The organism is Amycolatopsis sp. NPDC041971, from assembly GCF_055588925.1.
Genome location: NZ_JBVJCE010000019.1, coordinates 61,599 through 75,380, shown reverse-complemented (window position 1 = coordinate 75,380; position 13,782 = coordinate 61,599). Strand labels below are relative to the sequence as shown.

The 13,782-nt window shown below is 69.8% G+C and carries 13 protein-coding genes; 6 read left to right on the top strand and 7 right to left on the bottom strand.

What is annotated here, in order from left to right; all coding sequences use genetic code 11:
* The first annotated feature begins 3 nt into the window (after positions 1 to 3).
* A complete protein-coding gene (locus ACZ6DT_RS31570; RefSeq protein WP_465602179.1) occupies positions 4 to 1,809 on the top strand; it encodes a penicillin-binding transpeptidase domain-containing protein in 1,806 nt (601 codons plus the stop codon).
* A gap of 23 nt (positions 1,810 to 1,832) precedes the next feature.
* Positions 1,833 to 2,690, top strand: coding sequence for a type I methionyl aminopeptidase (gene map / locus ACZ6DT_RS31565; protein ID WP_465602178.1), 858 nt, complete (start codon positions 1,833 to 1,835; stop codon positions 2,688 to 2,690).
* Between the two features lie 172 nt (positions 2,691 to 2,862).
* Here map and ACZ6DT_RS31560 read toward each other — a convergent pair whose 3' ends face one another.
* The gene (locus ACZ6DT_RS31560; protein ID WP_465602177.1) at positions 2,863 to 3,549 is read right to left on the bottom strand and encodes a FadR/GntR family transcriptional regulator; all 687 of its coding nucleotides are present in this window, start codon (positions 3,547 to 3,549) and stop codon (positions 2,863 to 2,865) included.
* A gap of 48 nt (positions 3,550 to 3,597) precedes the next feature.
* On the opposite strand from ACZ6DT_RS31560, the gene ACZ6DT_RS31555 reads away from it, so the two are divergent.
* Entirely contained in the window at positions 3,598 to 4,845 is a 1,248-nt protein-coding gene (locus ACZ6DT_RS31555; RefSeq protein ID WP_465602175.1) for a CynX/NimT family MFS transporter, read from the top strand.
* A gap of 55 nt (positions 4,846 to 4,900) precedes the next feature.
* A complete protein-coding gene (locus tag ACZ6DT_RS31550) occupies positions 4,901 to 5,413 on the top strand; it encodes a hypothetical protein (RefSeq protein ID WP_465602174.1) in 513 nt (170 codons plus the stop codon).
* An 86-nt stretch (positions 5,414 to 5,499) separates the two neighbouring features.
* Here the strand turns inward: ACZ6DT_RS31550 and ACZ6DT_RS31545 are convergent, their stop codons facing one another.
* The 3 genes from ACZ6DT_RS31545 to ACZ6DT_RS31535 all read right to left on the bottom strand — a co-directional run bounded on the left by ACZ6DT_RS31545 (position 5,500) and on the right by ACZ6DT_RS31535 (position 7,861).
* Entirely contained in the window at positions 5,500 to 6,894 is a 1,395-nt protein-coding gene (locus tag ACZ6DT_RS31545; RefSeq protein ID WP_465602173.1) for a mycothione reductase, read from the bottom strand.
* Between the two features lie 74 nt (positions 6,895 to 6,968).
* Positions 6,969 to 7,265: a M15 family metallopeptidase gene (locus ACZ6DT_RS31540; protein ID WP_465602171.1), complete on the bottom strand. Its 297-nt coding sequence runs from the start codon at positions 7,263 to 7,265 to the stop codon at positions 6,969 to 6,971.
* A gap of 356 nt (positions 7,266 to 7,621) precedes the next feature.
* Positions 7,622 to 7,861, bottom strand: coding sequence for a hypothetical protein (locus ACZ6DT_RS31535; protein ID WP_465602170.1), 240 nt, complete (start codon positions 7,859 to 7,861; stop codon positions 7,622 to 7,624).
* 132 nt (positions 7,862 to 7,993) lie between these two features.
* Here ACZ6DT_RS31535 and ACZ6DT_RS31530 point away from each other — a divergent pair, with 132 nt between their 5' ends.
* Both ACZ6DT_RS31530 and ACZ6DT_RS31525 read left to right on the top strand, forming a co-directional pair.
* Positions 7,994 to 8,827, top strand: coding sequence for a S1 family peptidase (locus tag ACZ6DT_RS31530; RefSeq protein WP_465602168.1), 834 nt, complete (start codon positions 7,994 to 7,996; stop codon positions 8,825 to 8,827).
* A 32-nt stretch (positions 8,828 to 8,859) separates the two neighbouring features.
* Positions 8,860 to 9,342 (top strand): GNAT family N-acetyltransferase, encoded by a 483-nt coding sequence (locus tag ACZ6DT_RS31525; RefSeq protein WP_465602166.1) that lies wholly within the window; start codon positions 8,860 to 8,862, stop codon positions 9,340 to 9,342.
* On the opposite strand, the gene ACZ6DT_RS31520 is transcribed toward ACZ6DT_RS31525, so the two are convergent.
* The 3 genes from ACZ6DT_RS31520 to ACZ6DT_RS31510 all read right to left on the bottom strand — a co-directional run bounded on the left by ACZ6DT_RS31520 (position 9,308) and on the right by ACZ6DT_RS31510 (position 13,465).
* Positions 9,308 to 10,495, bottom strand: coding sequence for an 8-amino-7-oxononanoate synthase (locus ACZ6DT_RS31520; protein WP_465602165.1), 1,188 nt, complete (start codon positions 10,493 to 10,495; stop codon positions 9,308 to 9,310). The genes ACZ6DT_RS31525 and ACZ6DT_RS31520 overlap by 35 nt on opposite strands.
* 158 nt (positions 10,496 to 10,653) lie before the next feature.
* Positions 10,654 to 12,156: a DEAD/DEAH box helicase gene (locus tag ACZ6DT_RS31515; RefSeq protein ID WP_465602163.1), complete on the bottom strand. Its 1,503-nt coding sequence runs from the start codon at positions 12,154 to 12,156 to the stop codon at positions 10,654 to 10,656.
* 367 nt (positions 12,157 to 12,523) lie between these two features.
* Complete coding sequence (locus tag ACZ6DT_RS31510; RefSeq protein WP_465602161.1) at positions 12,524 to 13,465, bottom strand: serine protein kinase RIO; 942 nt, start codon at positions 13,463 to 13,465, stop codon at positions 12,524 to 12,526.
* Positions 13,466 to 13,782 lie beyond the last annotated feature (317 nt).

The window sequence follows — 13,782 nt, the reverse complement described above, 5'->3', positions numbered from 1 at the left end:
GGCATGCCAGCAGGTCGTCGTTTCGCCGTCGTCGTGCTCGCGGGGGTGGTGGGCCTCTCGGCCGCCGGGTGCGGACTCTTCGCCGATTCCGGACCCGAAGACGCCGTCACGGGTTTTCTCGGCGGACTCTCTTCCGGTGACGTCGCCGCCGCGGCTTCGTTCACCGATTCGCCGGATGCCGCCCGCGCGGTACTGGAGATGGCGCGGAAAACGCTTGCCCCCGAGTCGATCGAGATCGTGGACAAGCAGGTCCGGCATTCGTCCGGGGCGGACAACGGGACGGCGACCTACCAGCTCACCTGGAATCTCCCACGCGGCCGGGCCTGGACGTACAAGGCCGACGCGCAGGTCCAGTCCACCCAGGACGGCTGGAAGGTGCGCTGGCTGCCCACCGCGCTCCATCCGCAACTGGCCGCGCAGCAGAGCATCGCGCTGAAGGCCGACCCGCCGGATCTCGCGCCGGTGCTGGACCGCGACGGGCTGCCGTTGCTGCGTCCGCAGACCGTCGTCAGTGTGGTGCTCGACCCGGCGAAGGCGGGAGACCTGGTGGCGGTCACCGACAAACTCGGCGCGGCGCTCAACCGGTTCGAAGCGTCGGTGACCGGTCAGTCGATCCGTGACGGGGTGAAGACGCTCAAGCCCGGGTCCGGCTATCCGGTGGTGAGCCTGCGGGCTGCCGGCTACCAAGAGGTGAAACCCGAGATCTACGACCTGCCCGGCGTCCGGTTCAGCCAGCAGGAAAGGCTGCTGCCCGACGACAAGAACTTCGGCAAGCAGGTCCTGCCCGCGGTCCGGTCGCTCGTCGAGGACCAGGTGGAGGGCTTGGCGGGCTGGCGCGTCGTCACACTCGACACGGGCGGCGGCGAGATCGTCGATCTGCACTCCGAAAACCCCAAGCCGGCGCCCGCGGTCGTCAGCACGCTCAGCGTGAAGGCGCAGGGTTCGGCGGAACGGGCGCTCGCCCCGGTTCCGACGGCTTCCGCGCTGGTCGCGATCCAGCCGTCGACGGGCGAACTGCTGGCGGTGGCGCAGAACGCCCCGGCCGACACACAGGGCGCGATCGCGCTCACCGGCCGGTTCCCGCCGGGCTCCACGTTCAAGATGGCCACCGCCGTCGCGGCGCTGTCGGCGGGTTCGGCGCGGACGGACAGCCCCGTCGACTGCCCCGGCACGGCCACCTTCGAGAACCGGACGGTGCCGAACGAGGGCAAGTTCGCCCTCGGTGTCGTCCCGCTGTCCACGGCGTTCGCCAAGTCCTGCAACACGACGTTCGCGAAACTCGCGACCGATCTGCCGCCCGCGGCGCTGACCGACGCCGCGCGCGACCTCGGCGTCGGCGCCGACTTCGTGATCCCCGGCCTGACCACGATCACCGGCTCGGTGCCGCCGGCGAACACCGTCGCGCAGCGGGCGGAGAACGGTTTCGGTCAGGGGACCGTCGTGGCGAGCCCGTTCGGGCTGGCCGTCGCCACCGCGACGGTCCAAGCCGGGAAGGTGCCGGTGCCGACGCTGGTGCGGGGGATGGCCGCGACGTCGTCCGGACTCGGCAAACCGATCCGGCCGGAGGTGCTCGACGGGCTCCGCGGGATGATGCGCGAGGTCGTCACCGACGGCACGGCGACACTGCTCAAGCCTTCGCCGGACGTGCGGGGCAAGACCGGGACGGCCCAGTTCGGCGACGGGACGCGTGCGCACGGCTGGTTCGTCGGCTACACCGGGGATCTGGCCTTCGCGGTCCTGACCACCGACGCGGGAACGTCCAAACCCGCGGTCGAGACCGCCCAGCGCTTCCTGGCGGGACTCGGCTAGCCGTCAGGTCGTAGGCTGGGAGCATGTCCGTTCGATCCCCCTTGAAGCCCGGCGTCCAGACGCCGAGGCGAGTCGTCCCCGCCGGCATCGCCCGTCCCGAGTACGTCGACCGGCCGGCGCCGAAACGCGACACGGGCAACGGGGTGCGCACGCCCGAGGTGATCGAGGCGATGCGTGTCGCGGGCCGGATCGCGGCGCAGGCGCTCGAGGAGGGCGGCAAGGCCGTCAAACCCGGCGCGACCACCGACGACATCGACAAGGTGATCCACGAGTTCCTGCTGGACAACCACGCGTACCCGTCGACGCTGGGCTACCGCGCTTTCCCGAAGTCGTGCTGTACCTCGCTCAACGAGGTGATCTGCCACGGCATCCCGGACTCGACGGTGATCGAGGACGGCGACATCTGCAACATCGACGTCACCGCGTTCATCGGCGGCGTCCACGGCGACACGAACGCGACGTTCCTGGCGGGTGACGTCTCGGAGGAGGCGCGGCTGCTGGTCGAGCGCACGCGTGAGGCGACGATGCGCGCCATCAAGGCCGTCCGCCCCGGCAGGCAGCTCAACGTGATCGGCCGCGTCATCGAGGCGTACGCGAAGCGGTTCGGCTACGGCGTCGTCCGTGACTTCACCGGCCACGGCGTCGGTCCGGCGTTCCACACCGCGCCGACCGTCCTGCACTACGAGGAACCGTCGGTCGACACGGTCATCGAGCAGGGCATGACCTTCACGATCGAGCCGATGATCACCCTCGGCACCATCGACTACGACATCTGGGCCGACGACTGGACCGTCACCACCAAGGACAAGAAGTGGACGGCCCAGTTCGAGCACACCCTCTTGGTGACCGAAGACGGCGCCGAAATCTTGACTATTCCCTGATCGCGCCTACGGAAACACGCCGAAGGGGCGCCGTATCGTACGCAACTCACGTTGTGTGCGAAGGCGCCCCTTCATCGTGTTTCCGTAGGCCTCCGGCCCAAAAGAGGGCGCCCGACGGGTGAAGTCTCCGCCGGGCGAGACCGTGTGGTCGGCCGGAGGGCTCGTTGCGCTCTTACTCGTCCTGCTCCACCCTGGCCAGGAGTTCGTCCAGGAAACCGCACGCCTCGCTGGCGGCCCGGTCCGCGTCGCGGTCGGCGATGGCCTCGGCGAGCCCCTCGTGCCCTATCTCCGGCAGGTACTCGCCTCCCGGCGTCACGTTAGAGGTCGCGGCCACGCTGGCCGTGATCACCTCGGTGAGCCCCCGGTACATCTCGGTCAGCAGGGTGTTGTGTCCACTTTGGACGACAGCGAAGTGGAATTCCGCGTCGAGGCGGGCGAAATCCTCCCAGTGGCGCTCCCGCAGTTCGGCATTGCGGCGTTCGAGCAGCGAGCGGAGTTCGGCCACTTCCTCTTCGGTCCGCGACACGGCCGCCAGCCGGGCGCCCTCGACCTCGAGGATGCGCCGCACTTGCAGCACCTCGCGCAGTTCCGAACCGCACAACCGCCGGATGGCGCCGGAGACCTCGCTCGTCGCCCGCACGTAGGTCCCGTCGCCCTGGCGGACCTCGAGCAGTCCCGTGTGTGCGAGCGCGCGAACGGCCTCACGGACGGTGTTGCGCCCGACGCCGAGCTGTCCTGCCAGCTCCGGTTCGGTCGGAATCCGCTGCCCGATGGGCCATTCTCCCTGCGTGACGGCGTCACGCAGCTGCTCGATGACCTGATCTACCAGGCCGGCACGGCGCGTGGTGGCCAATGGCACAGCGTTGTCCCTTCATCCAATCATCCTATGTATGTGATACTAGCCGACGTGCGTGCCGACTCCCGAGGATCCGTTTCCCCGTTCGATGAAAGTCTTGAACTCGAAGGCTCGATCGAAACGGAGTGGCGACCGGGGGTGATCACCGGCGGCGTCCTGCTCGCCGTCGCGGTGATCCTGGTTGCCTTCAACCTGCGCCCGGCGATCACCAGTGTCGGCCCCATCCTCGGCGAGATGCGTGACGACCTCGGTGCCACGGCGACCTGGGCCGGCGTGCTCACCACGCTTCCCGGCCTCTGTTTCGCCGCCGCCGGATTCGCCGCGCCCGCGCTGGCCCGCCGGTTCGGTATCGGCGCGGCCATCGCGTCCGCGCTGTCGGTGCTGGGCGTCGGCCTGGTGCTGCGCGTGCTCGACGGACCGTACGTCGTGCTCGGGGGGACCCTGGTCGCCACGGCGGGGATCGCCTTGGCGAACGTGCTGATCCCGGTCGTCATCAAGGACTCCTTCCCGGCGCGTGTTGGCATGATGACCGGCGTGTACACCGCCGCTTTGCAGGGCGGAGGCGCCCTGGGATCCGCGCTCACCCCTCCCTTGGAGAACGCGTTCGGCGGCTGGCGCCAAGGTCTCGGCGCCTGGTCGGTGCTGGCGGTGCTCGCACTCCTCGTCTGGATTCTCGCGGCCCGCGGCGCGGGGCGGGTGCCCGTTCCGGAGGCAGGCAAGCAGGGTAGCGGGCGATCGCTGCTGCGGAGCCCCCTTGCGTGGATGGTCACGCTTTTCTTCGGCACTCAGGCCTTTTTGGCCTACGTCGTGATGGGCTGGCTGCCGGAGGTGTTGATCGACGCGGGGGTGAGCAAGGGTGATTCCGGGTTGCTGCTCGGGTTGATCTCGCTCATCGCCGTCCCGATCAGTCTCGTGGTGGCGCCGATGGCCGCGCGGCACAAGAGCCAGAGCCCGTGGATCGTCGGGCTGGGCGTTCCCGGCTTCGTCGGCATGATCGGCATGATGGTCGCGCCCGCCGCCTCTCCCTTGCTGTGGTGCCTTCTCATCGGGCTCGGGATGAGCGTCTTCTCGCTCGCGCTGACGGTGATCGCGCTGCGGGCCCGCTCCGGTGGGGACACCGCGCGGTTGTCGGGGATGGCGCAAGGCATCGGCTACCTGATGGCGGCCATCGGACCGTTCCTCTTCGGGCTGCTCCACGATCTCACCCACGGCTGGACGGTGCCCTGGATCATGATGCTCGTCGTCTTCGTCGCGCAGATGACCTTCGGCGCCTTCGCCGGTCGCCGCCGCTTCGTCTGAACGCGTTCAAAAAACTTCTTGACTCCGCCGGTGGCGGAGCCATAGCCTGACCGAGTTGAACCTGTTCAAAACTCGGTTCCGGGGGGTCGGCGTGGTGGAGGGAACGGCGTACGGGGCAGCACTGGCGTGTTTCGCCGCGGTGTGCGTCGCCTTGGCGCCACAACGGCCCGAGGCGGTGGTCTCGCCGCACGAGTTCTACCGCGCCGTGGACCGGGTGTGCGTGCAGGTGGGGAAGGACAGCAGGGCGGCGATCCAGCGCTACTGGCCGGACCCGGAGGGGGACGTCGCGACGGAGCTGCGCAAGTGGCAGCACTACGTCGCGACGAAGGTGGACGACGCCAGGGACGTCCTCAAGGGGGCGACGGGGGTCCGCGCGGTGCCTGGAGGGGCGGCATCCGCGCGGGAGGACTTCCTGGCGGCGATCCGCCGATACGTCGAGGCGGGGGAGCGGTTCCAGCGGGACGGAGCCCGCTCGCCCGCCTTGATGGACGCCTCGGACATCGAGATGAACGCGGTGAGCGCGCTCGCGGCGCGGTACGGGGCCCGCAACTGCGACTGCGTCGTCTGAGCGCCCGCCGATTGCAAGGAACGGTCCGTTCCTTGCGAATTTCGCAAGGAACGGACCGTTCATAGCGCGCGTGGTGACCGAAGACGTCAGTCCAGCGGCAGGTTCAGCAGCGCGTTCTCGACCAGTTCCGGCATCGCCGGGTGGATCCAGTACTGCCCGCGCGCCATGCTCTTCGCGTCCAGGCCGAAGCTCATCGCCTGGATCAGCGGCTGGATCACCGACGACGACTGCGGGCCGATGATGTGCGCGCCCAGCAATTGCCCGGTGGCCGGGTCGGCGAGCAGCTTCGCGAAGCCGGTGGTGTCCTCCATCGCCCAGCCGTAGGCGATGCCCGCGTAGTCCTGGTGCGACGTCACGTACGAGACGCCGCGCTCGCGGGCCTCGCGTTCGGTCAGCCCGACCGAAGCGACCTGCGGCGAGGTGAACACCGCGTGCGGGACGAACCGGTGGTCGGCCTCGATCCGCTCGTCCGGGTGCAGCAGGTTGTGCTGTACGACGCGCTGCTCGTGGTTCGCGACGTGCTTCAGCTCGAGCACCGACGAGATGTCACCGAGCGCGTAGATCCCGTCGACCACGGTCTGCTGGTACTCGTCGACCACGACGTGCCCACGCTCGCCGGTGGTCACCCCGGTGGCGGCGACGTCGAGGAGGTCGGAATTCGGCTTGCGGCCGGTGGCGACCAGCAGCACGTCGGCCTCGACGGTCTCGGCGCCTTCCGGGCCTTCGAGGTCCAAAGCGACGCCTGACGCGGTCTTGCGCGCGCGGACGGTCTTCCGGTCGAGCCGGACGTCGAACCGCTGCGCGGCCAGTTCGGTGAACCGGGCGCTGACGTCGTCGTCCTCGGACCGAAGCAGCGCGCCGGACCGGTTGACCATGGTCACGTCCACGCCGAACGAGGCGAAGACGTGCGCGAACTCGGCCGCGATGTAGCCGCCGCCGAGGATCACGATGCTCGACGGCAGTTCGTCGAGCCGCATCACCGTGTCGGAGGTGTGGTAGCCGGTTTCGGCGAGGCCGGGGATGTCCGGGATCACCGGGCGCCCGCCCGCGGCGAGCACGAACTTGTCGGCGGTGATCGTCTCGGCGGGGCGGCCGTCGGCGTAGCTGACCCGCAGTTCCTTGTGCCCGGTGAAGCGGCCTTCGCCCTCGTACACGGCGACGTTCTTGTTGTCCTCGTGCTCGACGCGGTACTCGCGCCCACCGGCGGCGATCGGGTCGATCCGCCCGAAGATCCGGTCGCGCACGTCGCGCCAGCGGACCCCGGTCAGCGCTTCGTCGACGCCGAACTTCGACGACGAAGCGGGGGTGGCCGCGACATTGGCGGCGTGCACGAACATCTTGGTCGGGATGCAGCCCACGTTCAGGCAGGTGCCGCCGAACGTGCCCTTCTCCACGATCGCCGTGTTCCAGTCCGCGAAGCGCGGGTCGAGGATCGAGTTACCCGATCCGGTACCGACGATCACCAGGTCGTAGTGGGGCACGCTGTTTTCCTTTGCGGCGGGAGCGGGTGGTTCCGACTCTAGCCAACTTGCCACGACGGCCGGTTGTTCCCGCTTCAGCGCCCGTCGGCGCTGAAGTGCATCCGGTCCTTCGGCGTCGTCCAGGTGCCGCCCCAGGTCCAGCCGATCGCGGCGAACGCGGCCACGGTCCGGTCGCCGGGGACGATCATCCCGGGCCGGGGGTTCCCTCGGTCGAGGTAGGCCGACGCGAGCTCGGGCAGGACGAGGTCGCCCTTGGTGTACGGGTTGCAGAAGGGGTCGACGTCGATCGCGAGCCCGTAGGCGTGCGCGGACCAGTTCGTCTGGCCGCGGGCCGGACGGCAGACGAAGGCGGTGGGTGTTGTTCCCGTCACCCGTCGGGGGAGCGGTGAGTTCGGCGGGAGCGGTCACGCGCATTTCTTCGATCGGGAACTTCGCGGCGAACAACTGCTCGAATACGGTGACGACGGCGTTCGCCACGGAAGCGTTCACGAGCATTTCCCCGGTGTGCGCGCGACCGTCGAAACCCCAGAAGGACAACGTGAGGTAGCGCAGCGCACCGGCGTCGACCGGGCAGCCCGCCCGCCAGGTGCTGCGCGCGAGCACGTCGGCCGGAACGGGAGTGACCGTGCTCGCGAACCGGTTTCCGGTGGGCGGGGGAAGCAGGTCGGTGGTCGGCAGGGAACGGCCGGCCAGTACGGGAGGAGTCGGGAGGATCTGTCCGAAACCGTCACCGCGCAAGGGAAGCGGTGTCGCGCCGACCCGCCAGGCCGGCGTGGTTGACGCGGGCGGCGCGGCCGGTGTGCTCGGTGTGCTCGGAGTGCTCGGAGTCGTTGCCGCCGAAGGGGTTTGCGGCGGACCGCTGGTGACGGTCGGGCTTGAACACGAGAAAAGCAAAAGGGTCGTAGCCGCCAGAATCGTCGCCGTCACCCGCACGAGGTTCAGCGTGACAGATGCGTTCGGTGAGCACAGGTCCACTCGTTTCAGTGACACCACATCGGGCTTTTTGCGATTAAGGTATGCGCGACCGCTCGTGTACGCGCTGGAGTCGAATGACTTCCCAGGGTTTGACCGTACGTACGCCCCGGTGAAGGGAAAGAACATGCCCAAGAAGTCACGTCGCGCCCTGCTGCTCGCGGTCGGAGCGGTCCTCGCGACGGCCGTGATGGTCCCGGTCGCGGTCACCAGCGCGTCGGCGGACGACAGCGCGGTGCACGGACCGGACAACGCCGCGCAGCCGAGGATCGTCGGCGGCGGCAAGGCGTCGATCTCGCAGCACCCGTACGCGGTCTACTTGGCCGATCGCGGCGGCAACCAGTACTGCGGCGCCGTGATCGTCAGCTCCACGACGGTCGCGACGGCGGCGCATTGCGCGGTCGCGGTCAACCGTGCCGACGTCCGGGTGGTCGCCGGACGCGAGGACAAACGCACAAAGGACGGCTTGGAGCTGCGTGTCTCGAAGATGTGGGTCAGTCCCGGCTACCAGGGAGACCCCGGCAAGGGCGACGACATCGCGGTGATGACGGTCAGCGGTCAACTGCCGTACCAGCCCGCGAAGGTCGCGGACAGCGGCAACGCCGACCTGTACAGCGAAGGCACGAAGGCGACTGTGCTCGGCTGGGGCCGTATCGCCGACGGCGGCGCGCGGTCGGACTACCTGCGCAGCGCGGTCGTCCCGGTGGTCAGCGACAAGACCTGCCGTACCGCGTACTCGGGCTACGACCCGAGCGACATGGTGTGCGCCGGTTACCCCGAAGGTGGGATCGACGCCTGCCAGGGCGATTCGGGCGGACCGCTGGTGGTGGGTGACACCCTGATCGGGATCGTGTCGTTCGGCGATGGCTGCGCTAAGGCGGGCAAACCGGGTGTCTACACCCGCGTCTCGCACTTCGCGAACGAGATCTCGCAGCAGAACAACCGCGGGCTGATCGGCTGATCGATGCCTTCTTACGCCCGATGTGCTAACAAGTGGGCGTGACCACCGACACCCCGATCATCGAGACCACGTCGTTCCCGCTGTCCGTCGCCGGTGACGAGATCACGGCCGCACAGCTGCACGGCATCCTCCGCCTGCGCGTGGACGTCTTCGTCGTCGAGCAGGACTGCGCCTATCACGAGATCGACGGACGCGACCTCCTGCCCGGCACCCGGCACCTCTGGATCGGCGGTTCGGTCGCCGTCGACTCGTATCTGCGGGTGCTGCAGGACGCCGGCGGGACCTTCCGCATCGGACGGGTGTGCACGGCGGTCCGCTCACGCGGCAAGGGACTCGCGGGACGGCTGATGGAGACCGCGCTCGCGGGGATCGGGGACGCGCCGTGCGTCCTCGACGCGCAGACGTACGCGAAGGACTTCTACGCCAAGTACGGCTTCGTCGTCGAGGGCGACGAGTTCCTGGAAGACGGGATCCCGCATCTCACGATGTGGCGCCGGGAGGCGCCGCGGCCGTGATCACCCCGACCGCGCGGTCCACATCGGCCTCGGTGAGGTCGGCCCGCGCGGTCAAGCGCAGGCGGGAGATGCCGTCGGGCACGGACGGCGGGCGGAAGCAGCCGACCCGCACCCCCTGATCGGCGCACGCGGCCGCCCACGCGACGGCCGATTCCGGCGACGGCGCCTGCACCGAGATCACCGCGGCGTCCGGGAGACCGACCCGGAAACCCGCCGATTTCAGTTGCATCGCGAGGTTTCCGGCGGCTTCGGTCACCTTCGTGGCCAGCTCCGGCTCGGCCTTCAACGCGTTGAGCGCGGCCAGCGCGGCGGCGGCACTGGCGGGCGCGAGACCGGTGTCGAAGATGAAACTGCGTGCCGTGTCCACCAGATGCTTGATCACGCGACGCGGTCCGAGCACCGCTCCACCTTGCGCCCCAAGGGATTTCGACAGTGTGATGGTGGTGACGACGTCCGGCGCGCCGGAGAGCCCCGCCGCGTGGACGGCACCGCGGCCGCCCTCGCCGAGGACACCGAAACCGTGCGCGTCGTCGACGAGCAGCGAAGCGCCGTGCTCCCGGCACACGCCCGCGAGCTGCTCCAGCGGGGCGATGTCACCGTCGACGGAGAAGACGGAGTCGGTGACGACGAGCGCACGCGGTTTGCGTCGGGTCGCCAGCGCGTGCTTGAAGGCGTTCGGGTCGCTGTGCGCGACGGCGGCGATGTCCGACCGGGACAGGCGGCAGCCCTCGATCAGCGAGGCGTGGATGTACTTGTCCGTGACGATCGCGGAATCCGCGCCGGACAGGGCCGTGACGGCGCCGAGGTTCGCGGTGAAGCCGGACGAGAAGACCAGCGCCGCCTGCGTGCCGCAGAAACGGGCGAGTTCGTGCTCGAGTTCGACGTGGATCTCGGTGGTGCCGGAGACGAGACGGGAGCCCGTCGCACCGGCGCCCCAGCGCAGCGCGGCGGCCGCGGCCGCACCGGCGACACGCTTGTCCCTGGCGAGCCCGAGGTAGTCGTTGCCCGCGAGGTCCAGCTCCGGTTCCTGTGCCTGCCGGATGCGCAGCTTGCGCACCAGCCCGGCCTCGGCCCGCTTCTCCGCCTCCACGTCGAGCCAGTCGAAGACCTGGTCGGGCGGGAGGTGCTGGGGAGCGGGGCCGGGAGAAGTCACGTCCCGCAGTCTCCCATCCACCGCTCGCAAACCGGTCAGATGGGTGCCCGAAGACGGGACTCCCGTGAATGAAGACGGGACTCGCGTGATCGGGGACGTAACTCGAGAGTTCCGCCCTCAATCACGCGAGTCCCGGTCAGGAACACGCGCTATACGACTTAGCTGTCGAAGCTGCGACGCGGGCGACCGCCCGGACGCTGCGGACGGCCGCTGCCGCCACCGGACTCGTTACGACGCGGGCGGCCGCGGAAGCCGCCGGGACGGCCACCTTCGCGGTGACCGTGACCCTCGCGGGAGCCCTGGTAACCACCGCGGTCGCCGCCACCGTAGCCGCGGCCACCGCCACGACGCGGAGACTCACGACGACGCTCGATGACCGGCTCGCCACTGGGCTGCTGCGCACCGGTGATGCGAGCGAGCTCGGCGTCGCCGGGGCGGACCGTGGTCTGCTCGGCGCGGACACCGGCGCGGTCGGTCATCCGGCGCACCATGCGGCGCTGGTCGTGGGTGACCAGCGTGACCACGACGCCGGACGCCCCGGCGCGCGCGGTGCGGCCCGCGCGGTGCAGGTAGTCCTTGTGGTCGGCGGCCGGGTCGACGTGCAGCACCAGCGAGATGTCGTCGACGTGGATACCGCGCGCGGCGACGTCCGTGGCGACGAGGACCGGAGCGAAGCCCTCCTTGAAGTCCGAGAGGACCCGGTTGCGCTGGCCCTGGGTCTTGCCGCCGTGCAGTGCGGCCGCGTGGACGCCCTTCTCGCGCAGGCGCTCGGTGAGGCGGTCCACGTGGTGCTTGGTGCGGACGAACATGATCGTGCGGCCCTCGCGGGCGCCGATCTCGGTGATGACGTCCTGCTTGTCCTGGTGCGACACCTGGAGCACGTGGTGATCCATGGTGGTGACGCTGGCGGTCGACGGGGCGACCGAGTGCGTGACCGGGTTGGTCAGATACGCGCGGACCAGGCGGTCGACGTCACCGTCGAGGGTGGCGGAGAACAGCAGGCGCTGGCCGTCACGCGGGGTCAGGTCGAGGATCTCGCGGACCTGCGGCATGAAGCCCATGTCGGCCATCTGGTCGGCTTCGTCGAGCGCGATGAAGTTGCAGTCCGACAGCGACGCGGTGCCCTGCCGGACGTGGTCCGACAGCCGGCCGGGGGTGGCGATCAGCAGGTCGACGCCGCGGGAAAGCGCGTCGGCCTGACGGGTGAAGGCCATGCCGCCGACGGCGGTGCGGCACCACAGGCCGAGCGACTTGGCCAGCGGGGTCAGCGAGTCGGCGACCTGCATGGCCAGCTCGCGGGTCGGGACCAGGATCAGCGCGCGGGGGTGCTTCGGGCGGGCGCGGCCGCCGTTGAGCCGGGTCAGCATCGCGAGGCCGAAGGCCAGGGTCTTGCCGGAACCGGTCTGGGCGCGGCCCAGCACGTCGCGGCCGGCGAGCGCGTCGGGGATGGTCGCCGTCTGGATCGGGAACGGGGTGGTGATTCCGCCCTCGGCCAGCGCCCGCAGCAGCGGCTCGGGAAGCCCGAGCTCCGCCCAGGTCGTGGCCTTGACACTCTCGACGGCGTCGTTGTGCAGCATCGAGTCACCCGCGGGGCGGGTGCGCGGCTGGCGGTGCTGCCGGGCCGACGGTGAGGTGTGGCCGGAGTTGAACGTGACTGTCACAAATGCCTCTCGGACGTGGCACGTCACAAGGAGGCCCGGGGCTGCCCGCGCGCAGGCAGGCAAGATGGTGTGCACAGATGGGCGTTCACAGGGACGAACCCGGCACACCGCGTCTGCAAGACACCGCGCGCCAATTGATTGATACGGATACCGCGAGCCATTCGGTTGGCTTTGGAGGCGACGGACACCACTCATCCACGCCGCCGGTTGCGGTCTAGCACTACTGTACCGGACCGTTATCCGGCCTCCCAATGGGAGGGACCGATTGTGGGCAGGGTCTCCACGACGGCTTCTCCCGGCGTGTCATGAAAGGGCCGTTCCCGACGTGCTTGTGCCGGGAACGACCCTTTCATGACACTGTGGACGGTCAGCGGAGACCGGCGATCTCCCGCAGTTCCTCGATCAGCTCCGGGACGGCCGTGAGCCGCTCAGGCAACCCCCGCGAGTGGAACCACGTGGCGATGTTGCGCACGTCCCGCGCGAGGAACTCGAGGCCGCCGGGATTGGCCACGACGTCGACCACCTGCGGCAGGTCGATCACCATGATCCGATCCCGGTGGACCAGCAGGTTGTACGCCGAGAGGTCGCCGTGCGCGAGGCCCTGCGACGCCAGCAGTTCCAGCGTCGCCGCGGTCTGGAACCACAGTTCCCGCAACTGTTCGGGCTCCGGCCGGACCTGTGCCAGCCGCGGCGCCGCCGTCTCACCGTCGCCGAGGAATTCCAGCAGCAGTTCGGTGCCGTCGCGCTGCACCGGGTACGGGACCGGCGCACCGACCGTCCAGAGCTTGCTCAGCGCGCCGAATTCGGCCACCGCCCACTGTTCGGCGATGAGGTTGCGGCCGAAGCTGCTGCGCGACTCCATGGCCCGCATCTCCCTCGACCGCCGCATCCGCCTGCCTTCGAGGTAGCCGGCGTCGCGATGGAACAACCGGTGCTCGCCACTGCGATACCGCTTGGCCGCGAGCACCGTACCCTCGGTGCCGGGCAGGTTGCGCCGGACGAGGTGGACGTCCGCCTCCTTGCCGGTTTTGAGGACGCCGAGTTCGGTGTCCACCGCCGCCAGTTCGGTGATCACCCAGTCGGGCCGCGGAAGTGGCCCGTGCTCCGCCTCTCCCCAAGTGCTCCAACGGTCGGCGCCGTCGGGGATGGCGGTTTCGGTGTAGGCGTCCTCACGCAACCGGGCGAGCCGGACGCGTTCGGCTTCGGTGAGCCGTCCGCCGCGAGCGGGAGCGGGTTCGTCGTCGAAACGAGGACGACGGGTACGGCTCGGACGGTGGTGGTCTTCTTCTTCGAGATCGTGCTTGCGCACTGGTGGGTTCTCCTAGTCAGGGATGCCCCACCGGGCGAGCGTCGTGGCTCAGCCGCGAGGGGCGAGTGGATGGGGGCGGCCAAGGCCCCGGACGGTCATCAGCACGAGGCACCTCCCTGTCGCATCCACCGGCTCCCTGCCGGATCGCGCACGATCATCACGGACGCCGCGAGGCGCGCGCAACCGATTTAGATCGAGATCGGAGCCGCGTACCGGGGGGGGGGGGGGGGGGGGGGGGGGGGGGGGGGGGGGGGGGGGGGGGGGGGGGGGGGGGGGGGGGGGGGAGACAGGGTGCGGCGCGAGAGGAACGCACGCCA

Bases quoted from the DNA above. Each gene is read 5' to 3' on its own strand.
- map (WP_465602178.1), top strand. From the start codon at position 1,833: ATGTCCGTTCGATCCCCCTTGAAGCCCGGCGTCCAGACGCCGAGGCGA.
- ACZ6DT_RS31570 (WP_465602179.1), top strand. From the start codon at position 4: ATGCCAGCAGGTCGTCGTTTCGCCGTCGTCGTGCTCGCGGGGGTGGTG.
- ACZ6DT_RS31530 (WP_465602168.1), top strand. From the start codon at position 7,994: ATGCCCAAGAAGTCACGTCGCGCCCTGCTGCTCGCGGTCGGAGCGGTC.